Origin of the sequence: Nostoc sp., assembly GCF_036917095.1 — a bacterium.
Taxonomy (GTDB): Bacteria; Cyanobacteriota; Cyanobacteriia; order Cyanobacteriales; family Nostocaceae; genus Nostoc.
The window spans coordinates 129,194-141,624 of the sequence record NZ_JBALFH010000049.1 but is presented as its reverse complement, the minus strand read 5'-3'; the positions used below and the strand labels follow the sequence as shown (position 1 = coordinate 141,624).

Genomic DNA, 12,431 nt, shown 5'->3' with positions numbered 1-12,431 from the left:
TTATAAACAAGAGATTATTAAAGTAAGCAATAAATCTTAATGAATAGGTTAGGTGCTTGAGAAGAGGAAAGAAGCACGGCTAGCATAGCAATGCAAGCAAATTCACCAAAATCCTTAAAAGGCAATTGCGAATGAAGCCAACCAGAATAAAGCAATCGCAAAGTACAGATGTTGCGATTGCTTTGCTTCACTGCGTTCCGCTCGCAATGACAAATTAGTACAGAACCTAAATTTGAGGACTTTGAGAAGTTTTTGCCCTACTTTTTTAAGGGCAGGGCTATTTCGTTCTAGACATAAACCGCCCAGAACTAAAGTTCCGCGGCTCATAGCCCAAGTCCACGCTTAGTGGACTAAAAGCCTTTCTAGTCGTCTAGAGACGAATGAGTGCTATTAGCCTCAGAATTTATTCTGAGGTGGGCTAGATGAGAATGAAATAGCCCTGTTTTAAGGGGGGTTGGAAGGATCAAAAGCCTGTGGGGTAACCTAGAAGACTTGTGTGTACGCTGTACTCTAAGCTCACAGGAAACCTCACCTCTTTGCTGTGGGTTTTAGGAAATTCGCTGTTTTATCTTTCTAGCTGCCTCAGATAATACTTCATGGGTGGGCTACAGCCTCGCATCTTATGACAATTAATTACTGAGATAAATCAAAAATAAATTATACAAAACTACCTTCAGCAACTTAGTATTATTAGGCAGACAATTCTTGTTCCCCTATCCATTCCGTGATAGGTTGCCATTGGCTTGCGTAAACAGTACTATTTCTACGTTTTTCTTTTTGAGGTTTTCTAGGTAGTTTTACTATGACAGCCTCGGTAAATGAACTGGATTGGTTCAAATTATAAACAGGCATTTCTTGCCAGCAGCGGCGACAAAACCAGTAACTCTCTGCATGGCGTATATGTTCTAAAAGTAAACTCGAACAGCAAGGACAGTAATTCATATTTTTCTCAAATCCGGTTAATAAAAGTGTTATTGCAAATCAGGGTAGCCAGTTGACAAGCCCGTAGATATTTAAAAGTAGGTGTCTATATTTTGACTATATTGTGAAAATATGAGGAACTTGTGAGGAAATTTAAAACACTTAATAATTTAGTATGATTTATACATATTCCTTAAGTAATGCCATCAGGATTATTTAACTATTTCTTAACAAGTTTCTCAATTCAACAATGTATAAATTTATACAACTATATTAGGAGCGACTATCGATCGTTCGATTCTTCCTCCCCTGCAATGCCAGCTCGCTAAAGCGATGGGATATTTTTTAGTTGGAAGTCCCTTACCTCCTGCCTTGTTTCTTGAAAATCTTGCTGGAGGTTTATCAAGAAAGCCCAAATCACAACCTTTTTAGCAACGTTCGGGAGCGAAGGTTTAATGTTTGCACTCATCATCAATTCATTCTAAATATTTCACACTAACAACACTACCAAGACCATCAATTAAGTTAATCTCTTGAGATATCAGATCATCTGTCTTTAATTTGACAATAGAATGAGTTTGACGGCTCAAAAATTCTATCTACTTCGTGGTTTAGTTGCTAACTTGCATCGTGTCCCCTGTATTAAGTCTTCTAATATTTACAAGGTGTATATATCAATATAGTTGATTAATCCTCAATTAACCAGAATAATTCCCGATTATCAACAGTTTTCTTCCTCTAGCTTTCGCTAGCTGTTGCTAGTTCGTTTTAATAACAAAAAGATCATTAGAATTGACAAATTAACCATGCGATTCAACGATCGACTGATTGACTTACCTAGCTTAAATCATGTTATTAATCGCTCTCCCTTAACGATTAACCCCGATAGTTTTGTAGTTGAAGCTATTGTCTTGATGAGTCAGGAAAGATGTAGTAATTATCTACCTACCAGTTTCAATTCGTCATTAGATTTAGGCTCCATAAGTCAACCATTAACTAGTTGTGTCTTGGTTTTGGAGGGATCGGATTTATTAGGCATTTTTACCGAAAAAGATGTAGTTAGGCTTATAGCTTCTGGAATAGACTTATCGACGGTGACAATGGCTGAAGTCATGAGGCAGCCAGTAGTTACCCTTAGACAATCAGATTCTCAGGATATTTTTATCGCCTTATCGTTATTGCGTCAGCATCAAATTTGCCATCTGCCCGTTTTGGACGATCGCGGGCAATTGCAAGGAATCATCACTGAGAGTAGCTTACTACAAGCTTTTGACCTAATCAAAATGGCCGGAGTCGTTGAAGGTTTACAGCAATATTTACAAAAACCCACAGATGAATTCAGGCAGGTTAATCAGTCAATTGAGGTAGAGCAAGTCCGCTGCCAAACTCAAAATAACTTAAAACTATGGGTTAAGGCACAATCGGCTGAAATCATGCAAGTGAATCGGGAACTTCAGGTAGCCCTCGAAGAACTCCAGGTTGTGGAAGAAGAACTGCGCGAACAAAATGAAGAGTTGGCCATTGCCCGCGAGCTAGTAGAATTGGAGCGCCAACGTTACCAGGATTTGTTTGAGTTTGCTCCAGATGGCTACTTAGTAACGAATGCAGCAGGTATTATCCAAGAGGCTAACCGAGCAGCAGCAATCTTGCTGGCTGTAAGCCAAAAACATTTAGTTAACAAACCATTAGTTTTATTTATTGCTCACCAAGATCGCCAGACTTTTAACACCCGACTAAATAATCCGCAGCAGGAACAGGAGTGGGAAGTTTATCTAAAACCACGGGGAGGTAAAGCTTTTCCGGCTAGCATCAGAGCGGCTGCCATGTACGATTCAGAGGGTAAGCAAGTTGGTTGGCGCTGGTTACTCTGCGATATTAGCGAACGCCAACAGGCAAAAGAATCACTGCGCCAAGCTAACGAAGAGTTAGAACAACGAGTGGCGGAACGGACAGCAGAACTTGTCATGTCCAACGTCCTGTTGCAACAAGAAATTACCGAACGCCAACGCACCGAGGCAGCATTACGACAGAGCGAAAACCTCTATCGCCAACTTGTGGAAAGCCAAACTGACATAATTATCCGCATTGATTTGCAAGGGCAGATTACCTTTGCCAATGCCAATGCGGTTGCTTGTCAAACCTTCGGTTGGAAAGAAGATGAGTTTCGCGATCGCTCATTTTTCCAGTTTCTTCATCCAGATGATTTGCCCGAAGTGATGGAAGATATGACAGCTTTAGGATCTTCATTACATCCCTTGACTAATCGCGAACGACGTGCATTTACAGTCAATGGTATCCGCTGGTTTCAATGGAATGCGATCGCAATTCGTAATGACAAAGGAGAGGTTGTTGAACTCCAAGGGGTAGGCAGAGATATTACCGAACAGCAAGCAGCGCAGCGCGATGTCTACAACGAGCTTCGCTTACGCCAACTTGCAGAAGTTGCACTGCACCAAAGCGAGGAGAAATTTCGCACTTTTGCCGAAAATACCCACGCAGTCATCTGGATTGCCAGCCCAGATTCATTCCGAACCTTGTACGTTAGTCCTGCTTATGAAAAAATTTGGGGTCGCTCTTGCCAAAGTTTATTGGAGCAACCTGAGTCCTGGATAAGTAACGTTCATCCAGACGATCGCGATCGAACAATCATTGCAGCAAAGCAACAGCTTAGTGGTGAGTCTGCTTCAGCAGAATATCGAATTTTGCGACCTGATGGATCGGTGCGCTGGATTTGGGATCGGAGTTTTACTGTCTATGACGATCGAGGAAAAGTTCAGTTCTATGGTGGCATCGCCGAAGATATCACCGAACGTAAACTGGCCGAAGAGTCACTCCAAGAAAGTGAAGCGCGATTGAGTTTAGCTCTGGAAGCCGGCCAAATGGGTATATGGGATCGTAACCTGACCGCCAATACTAGTATGTGGTCTGCCAATATGGGGCCACTTTATGGTCTACCGAGCGCTACCTTGTGTCCAACCATAGAAGATTATCTTAATTTAATCCATCCAGAAGACCGCGAATTGGTGGCGGCGAGTATACCTCGCATGATTGAGGAAGGAAGGGCAACTACAGATTATCGAGTTGTCTGGCCCGACGGCAGCCTCCACTGGTTAAACTGCAAAGCTCAGGTCTACCATAACGAAATCGGTCAGCCGATTCGGATGATCGGCACAAATAAAGATGTGACTGAGCGCAAGTTGGCAGAACAAAAAATCTCCGAACAAGCCGCTCTACTTGATATTGCCACCGACGCCATATTAGTTCGAGATTTTCAGTCTCAAATTTTATTCTGGAATAAAGGTGCAGAGCGGATTTACGGTTGGCTTTCTCCAGAAGTTATCGGAAAAGACACCCAGGAGATTTTGTACCCAGCAGGAACTCAGCAGCAGCTGGAAGTACCGCTAAAAAGCGTAATTGAAAGTGGCTCGTGGCAAGGTGAGTTATCTAAAGTTACGAAATCCGGTAAGAAAATAGTTGTGGAAAGCCGCTGGACATTGATGCGCGATCCTAAAGAAGAACCCAAATCTATCCTGACTGTTGACACTGACATCACCGAAAAGAAACAACTCGAAGAGCAGTTTTTTCGCACCCAGCGATTGGAAAGTCTTGGGACTCTTGCAGGTGGTATTGCCCACGACTTAAACAATATATTGACACCAATTTTGGCAGCGGCTCAATTAATGCAGGGAACATTTTTCCAAGACGAAGAGCGTTCTAAACAAATGCTGGCACTTGTAGAAAGCAACGCCAAACGCGGAGCAGCTTTAGTGAAGCAAGTCTTATCCTTTGCAAGAGGATTTAAAGGAGAGCGGACAATTATTCAAGTCCAGGACTTGATTTCAGAAATTACCCAAATTGCTAAACAGACATTTCCCAAATCTATTGAATTTTCCACAGTCATCCCAGAAGACATTTGGCCTATTACTGGAGACGCCACACAACTGCATCAAGTGCTGATGAATCTGGTAGTAAACGCCCGCGATGCTTTGCCAAATGGCGGCAATATCAAAATTTTTGCGGAAAATAAGTTGATTGATGAAGCTTATACCAGAATGAATATCGATGCCAAAGTTGGGCATTATATTGTGATTACCGTTACGGATAACGGAATTGGGATACCGCCAGAAATATTAGATAGAATTTTTGAGCCATTTTTTACCACAAAAGAGATCAATGCAGGTACAGGACTCGGACTTTCAACAGTGCTGGGCATCATTAGAAGCCACGACGGTTTTATCAAAGTGTCTAGTAATGTTGGTAAAGGCAGCCAATTTGACCTGTTTTTACCAGCTGTGGAAGCAACTCAACTATTCAAGATAGAAGAAGTGGATGTGCTCCCAGGACAGGGAGAATTGATTTTAGTTGTAGATGATGAAGCCCAAATTAGGGAGATTACCACAATCATTCTAGAAAACCATAACTATAAGATACTTGCTGCCAGTAATGGCATAGAGGCGATCGCACTCTACGCCCAATACAAGCATCAAATCAACGCCGTATTCATGGATATAATGATGCCGGAAATGGATGGAATCACTGCTATTCGCACCTTGCAAAAAATGAACGCGCAGGTTCAAATTATTGCCTGTAGCGGATTGAACTCAATGGAAGTCTTTGCTCAAGCTACTGATGCTAATGTGCAAGCAGTTTTATCAAAACCCTATACGGCCAGAGAATTATTGAAAAGTTTACACCACCTATTTAGAGGTCGGTAAAGACAAGGGGGCAGGGGGCAATGGGAGCAGAGGAGGCAGGGGGAGCAGAGGAGGCAGGGGAAGAATAACTAATGACTAATGACTAATGACTAATTGACTAGTCCCTCACAAGTTCCTCAAATTGTTTTCCTAAACTTAGAGTTTGGGTAAGGTCGGCAAAATGGGGTTAATTCGGTTGATGAATATTGTTAGAAAAATTAATGATGAGTTAGCGATCGCTGGACAAATTACACTAGATCAGCTAAAACAAATAGCTGATGAGGGTTATAAATCTGTACTTAACCTACGTTTTCTCGACGAAACAGGCTTGCTGGCTAACGAACAGGAGAAGACTGAGTTTTTGGGATTATACTACCTTAACTTCCCAACCAAAATTGAAGACATTAATTATCAAGGTACGCTCCATATATGTCAGACCATCACTACATTACCAAAACCGACTCTGATACATTGTGATAATTCAATTCGTTCAGCCGCAATAGTATTGTTGTATATCGCCATCAAGCAGGGCATAACATTTGAAAACGCTCTACAAAAAATTATTAGCTTAGGCTTGATATAGCCATATAACTCTTATTCCTCCCCTGCTTCCCCTGCTTCCCCTGCCTCCCGTGCTGCCTGCCCCTTGCCCCCTCCATCATCCCCTAGATTTGAAGTCATCCCAGCGTTTCATCCCAGAGCTAGACGCAAAGGTTTTTATAGTTATTTACCATTGTGGGGGAAACGTACCTCACAGAACCGGAGATTGGAAAGAAAAATGAGGTCGTGACCTAGCTAATAGTTCTGGGATTCGTCATCATGTATGAACTAGTTCAAGCTGTCTTCAACGGTGATGAAAAAACTGCTCTACACCAGTTGATTTATGCGTTGAGTGCTTCAGGTAAGCATTACTTTCTGAGAAATGAGATTTTGCAAGCTTTTGCCGATTACTGCGATCGCTCCCAAAAGCCAGCCTATTTTTATCACTCTTCTTCTGTTGGCAAACTAATACAATATACCCACGAAATAATTCTTGAAGAGGAAAGTACTTGGTTCGTGGTTCGACCGAGGATTGCTAACCAAGAAGTTTGGAAACTGACAGCCGATTTTAGTAGGTTCGAGCAGATGACGCCTCAAGCGCTGCTAGATGTGAGAGATCGGCTAGTCAACCGCTACCAACCCCACATCCTCGAAATCGACCTCCACCCCTTCTATGAGAGTTCGCCAAGAATCGACGACCCCAGAAATATTGGTCAAGGTTTAGCTTTCCTCAACCGTTATCTGTGCAGTCAATTGTTGACTGACCCCCAATATTGGGTAGAAATGTTATTTCAAGCATTACATGGGCTGCAATACGATGGTATTCGCCTGTTGTTGAGCGATCGCATTACTTCAGGGATTCACCTAGCCCAACAAATTAAGCTAGCGCTGAAATTGCTGAATGAGCTTGAGCCTGATGAACCTTATGAAAAATTCCGCTTCGCTCTCCAAGAACTCGGCTTTGAACCGGGTTGGGGTAACACTGCGGCGCGAGTCTGTGAAACACTTGAACTCCTCGACCGACTCATTTACTCTCCAGAACCGGGCATCTTAGAAACATTTGTGGCCCGCGTCCCCGCCATTTTTCGCGTCGTCCTCATTTCCATCCACGGTTGGGTGGGACAAGAAGATGTTTTGGGAAGAAATGAAACACTCGGTCAAGTGATATACGTCCTTGAACAAGCCCGCAGCTTAGAAAACGAACTGCGTGAACAAATCAAACTTGCTGGACTCGACGTGCTGGGTATGAAGCCACATGTGATTATTCTCACTCGGCTAATCCCTAACTGTGAAGGGACATTTTGCAACCTGCGCTTAGAAAAAATTCAAGATACTGAAAATGCTTGGATATTGCGCGTTCCTTTTGGTGAATTCAATCCTGAAATTACTAACAATTGGATTTCTAAATTTGAGATTTGGCCTTATTTAGAACAATTTGCTCTAGATGCAGAAAGAGAATTACTAGCTCAGTTCAAAGATAAACCTAATCTTTTTATTGGCAACTACAGCGACGGTAACTTAGTAGCTTTTCTCTTATCCCGCAGGATGAAAGTTACCCAGTGTAACATTGCCCATTCCCTGGAAAAACCTAAATATCTATTTAGTAATTTATATTGGCAAGATTTAGAAGATGAATATCATTTCTCGGTACAATTCACCGCCGATTTGATTAGCATGAATGCAGCCGAGTTTATCATCACATCATCCTATCAAGAAATTGTCGGCACACCTGACACCATAGGTCAATACGAATCGTACAAATGCTTTACAATGCCGCAGCTTTATCATGTGGTTGATGGCATTGATTTGTTTAGTCCTAAATTCAACTTAGTACCGCCGGGAGTAAATGAAAATATCTTCTTTCACTATAGCCAAAAACAAGATCGAGATTCTAACCTTAGTACACAAGTCCACGACCTACTTTTTACCCGCGAAGACCCCCAAATATTTGGTCATTTAGATCACCCTAATAAGCGACCAATCTTTGTTCTTGATACCATCACTTCAATCAACAATCTCACTGGTTTAGCTGAATGCTTTGGTCAAAGTCAGGCGTTGCAAGAGCGTTGTAACCTAATCCTCTTAAGTAGTAAACGCCATCTACATGAAGCTATAAACCGAGACGAAACAGAAGAAATTCAAAAACTCTACGACATTATTGATCAATATCATCTCAATGGCAAGATTCGCTGGGTGGGGATGCGTATCCCCAGCAATGAACTCGGCGAAGCCTACCGAGTAGTTGCAGATTCTGAGGGAATTTATGTCCATTTTGCCCGCTTTGAATCCTTCGCACGGAGTATTTTGGAAGCCATGATTTCCGGCTTGCCTACTTTTGCTACTCAATTTGGCGGTTCTTTAGAAATTATCGATAACCAAGAAAAAGAGTTTAATGTTAATCCTACCGAGTTAGAAGGCACGGCAAATAAAATTTTAGACTTCCTTGACAAATGCGATACTCATCCTGAACATTGGCACGAAGTCTCAGAATGGATGAGTCAGCGAATTCATAATAGATACAATTGGCATTTACATAGTAATCAATTATTACAGCTTGCTAAAATGTTTAGTTTTTGGAACTTTGTTGCTCCAGAAAATAACGAAGCCAGAGATCGCTATATGGAAACCTTATTTCATCTCATTTATAAACCTAGAGCTGAAAAGATGTTGGAGAAACATAAGGGGGGATGAGGGAGTGGGGAGTGGGGAGTGGGGAGTGGGGGAGCAGGGGAAGCAGGGGGAGTTTAGAAGTTAAAGCATTAAAGACTCATTCATCCACCTTAGATACTCATTCATCCACCTCAGAGACTCATTCATCCACCTCAGAGACTCATTCATCCACCTTAGATACTCATTCATCCACCTCAGAGACTCATTCATCCACCAAATTTCCCAATTCCCCACTCCCCACTCATGCAAACAAAAGGTCATTCTCGCAATTTTATCTACACAGACTGGATCTTAATCGAAACCCAGTTTGACCCCGATCAATTACACTCTAAAGAAACCGTCTTTACAATCGGCAATGGATATCTAGGAACAAAAGGCTGTTTTGAGGAAGGTTATCCTCATGCATTGCCAGCTACTTTCATCAATGGTGTCTACGACGATGTGCCGGTGGTGTACACTGAACTGGCAAATTGCCCTGACTGGTTACCTTTGGTAGTGATTGTAAATGGCGATCGCTTCCGTCTCGATCGAGGTGAGATATTGCGCTACGATCGGCAGCTTGATTTACGCTACGGGTTTCTGTGCCGTTACATGCGTTGGCGCTCTCCCAGTGGAAACACCATAGACATCAGCTTTGAACGCTTCGCTAGTTTTGCAGATCAGCATGTGTTGGCGCAACGCTGCCATTTAACGCCGATAGATTTTGACGGGTCAATTGAAGTTCAGGGAAGTATCAACGGCTATCCAGAAAATCAGGGTTTTAATCACTGGGAAGGACTAGACCAAGGCAAGACTGACCAAGGAATCTGGTTGCAACGCCGCACCCGCCAATCCCGAATTGAACTCGGTATGGGCGCAACTATGAAAATATCCGGCGCGGAAGCATCTTTGCAAGTCAGTACCGCACCTGGTTATCCAACCTTGAGCATGACCTACCAGGCTAAATCACAACAGACCGTAACGGTAGAAAAGCTCGTTACAATTTTTACCTCGCGGGAGACTGATACACCAGTTTCCGCAGCTACAGAAAAACTCGCGCAACTGCCAGACTACGCAACACTATTAAAAGCCAATCAGCAGGCATGGGATGAGGTGTGGCAGCAAAGTGACATCCTCATTGAAGGGGATAGCACAGCTGCTTTTGCTGTTCGCTACAATCTATTCCAGCTGCTGATTGCTGGGCCACGCCATGATGACAGGGTGAGCATTCCTGCTAAAACCCTTTCGGGGTTTGGGTATCGCGGTCATGTCTTTTGGGATACAGAAATTTTTATGCTGCCCTTTTTTCTGTTTACCCAACCAGCGATCGCTCGTAACTTACTCAGTTATCGCTGGCACACTTTGAATGGAGCGCGACGCAAGGCAGCCCATTACGGATATAAAGGGGCAATGTTTGCCTGGGAAAGTGCTGATACCGGAGATGAAGTGACACCGCGTTGGGGACTCAATAGTGATTATTATGGTGAAGATGTGCGGATTTGGTGCCGCGATCGCGAAATTCATATCAATGCAGATATTCCCTACGCCATTTGGAACTACTGGCAAACCACTGGTGACGATGAGTGGATGCAAAAGTGCGGCGCAGAGATTATCTTGGATGCCGCTATCTTTTGGAGTAGCCGAGTTGAATTCAATCCTGAGCGCGAAAAATATGAAATTCGGGGAGTAATCGGAGCGGATGAATATCATGAATTCGTCCACAACAACGCCTTTACAAACCGCATGGCGCAATGGCATCTAGAGAAAGCGATCGCAGTCTATGATTGGTTGGTTGATAAATTCCCCGAACGAGCTACCGAACTAGAACAGAAACTAAAACTCACCTCCCAAGAGCGAACGCACTGGCAAGATATCATCGCCAAATTATTGTTTCTCCACGATCCATCAACAGAATTAATTGAGCAGATCGAGGGATTTTTTCAATTAGAAGATATCAATTTAGCAGACTATGAAGGGCGCGATCGCTCCATGCAAGCCATCTTAGGTATTGAGAAAACTAATAAATATCAAGTACTCAAGCAGCCAGATGTCTTAATGCTCCTTTATTTAATGCGGGAATCAGCAGATTTTCCTTACAACGAAAAAGCATTGCAGACCAATTGGGACTATTATGCACCCCGCACTGACATTACCTATGGTTCGTCCCTTGGCCCAGCAGTTCACGCCATCTTAGCTTCCGATTTGGGCAAATCAACGGAAGCTAACCAAGTGTTTATGCAGGCGTTAATGGTGGATCTTGAAGATAACCGAGGTAACACCAGCGATGGAATTCACGGCGCTACTGCTGGTGGGGTTTGGCAAGCTGTAATTTTTGGATTCGGCGGCATTCAATTAACCGAAAATGGCCCCGTAGCCAACTCCCATCTGCCTGATGGCTGGACGCGCCTAAAGTTTAAACTGCAATGGCGCGATAAATGGCACGAGTTCGATCTACACAAAGCAGAAGTCGCCCAAGATATAATTCCTCAACTAGAATATCTCCAGCTTTCCCTCTCCTCAAACCCCCCAAATTTCGACTTACAAGCTTCTAAACAGCAGACTTCTCCCCCTGCCTCCCCTGCCTCCCCTGCTCCCGCTCCCTCACCCCCAGTCCCCAACCCCCAATTTCCCATGCCCAACCCCAACATCCAAGGATTCATCTTCGATTTAGATGGTGTGCTAACAGATACAGCAGAACTTCACTATCAAGCTTGGCAAAAGCTAGCAGATGAAGAGGGTATACCCTTTGATCGGCAAGCTAACGAAGCGCTACGGGGTGTATCCCGTCGTGCTTCCCTGATGCTGATTATTGGAGATAGACCGTATTCAGAAGCACAAATCGAGGAGATGATGGAGCGTAAGAATCGCTACTATATCGAATCGATCCAACACATGTCACCCAAGGATTTGCTACCAGGTGCAAGTGCCTTCTTGGATGAACTGCGGCAAGCTGGGATTAAAATCGGTATTGGTTCAGGTAGCAAAAATGCCGACACAGTAATCGAGCGATTGGGCATTGCTGACAAAATAGATGCGATCGCTGATGGTTATAGTGTAGAGAAACCCAAGCCAGCACCCGACTTATTTCTGTATGCAGCCAAGCAGCTAGGACTTGAACCAGAGCAATCTGTGGTTGTAGAAGATGCCGCAGCCGGCGTTGAAGCCGCTCTAGCCGGTGGTATGTGGGCAATAGGACTCGGCCCAGTTGAACGAGTTGGAGCCGCTCATATTGTTTTGCCCAGTCTAGCAGGCATCAAATGGGCAGATTTAAAAGCCAAATTAAGCAATATTGCTAAACAAAAACATTAAAGGACTTCCAACAATATTTGGAAGTCCCTAACTCAGTTAGCAAAGAGGTGGGAGGCAGGGCAGTAGTTCTCGGTTATATCATGTCTGCTTGATTACTTATTAAACTCGAAGAACCCCACCCCGCCAAAGCTACGCTTTGTCTCCCCTCCCGAAGAGCGGGGAGGGGTGCAATGACTGTGGGTAATCATAACTATTTATCCGGACATGATATTAAGGGGAAAAGAGGAGAGGGAAAGGGGAAAGAAAAAACCTTTAACCCTCACCCTTTACCCAAAACCCGATTCCGAGTTAATAATGCACAAAGCCAGAAATATTAGG

Annotated in this window: 4 protein-coding genes; all 4 read left to right on the top strand. The window is 43.5% G+C overall.

Features of this window, described 5'->3' with window-relative positions:
* The first annotated feature begins 1,727 nt into the window (after window positions 1-1,727).
* The 4 genes from V7L01_RS30270 to pgmB all read left to right on the top strand — a co-directional run bounded on the left by V7L01_RS30270 (window position 1,728) and on the right by pgmB (window position 12,113).
* Window positions 1,728-5,636, top strand: a complete 3,909-nt coding sequence (locus tag V7L01_RS30270; RefSeq protein ID WP_335041478.1) for a PAS domain S-box protein — start codon at window positions 1,728-1,730, stop codon at window positions 5,634-5,636.
* 178 nt (window positions 5,637-5,814) lie between these two features.
* Window positions 5,815-6,198, top strand: a complete 384-nt coding sequence (locus V7L01_RS30265; RefSeq protein ID WP_335041580.1) for a beta-lactamase hydrolase domain-containing protein — start codon at window positions 5,815-5,817, stop codon at window positions 6,196-6,198.
* A 236-nt stretch (window positions 6,199-6,434) separates the two neighbouring features.
* Window positions 6,435-8,846, top strand: a complete 2,412-nt coding sequence (locus V7L01_RS30260) for a sucrose synthase (protein WP_335041476.1) — start codon at window positions 6,435-6,437, stop codon at window positions 8,844-8,846.
* A 222-nt stretch (window positions 8,847-9,068) separates the two neighbouring features.
* Entirely contained in the window at window positions 9,069-12,113 is a 3,045-nt protein-coding gene (gene pgmB / locus V7L01_RS30255; RefSeq protein ID WP_335041474.1) for a beta-phosphoglucomutase, read from the top strand.
* Window positions 12,114-12,431: the final 318 nt, after the last annotated feature.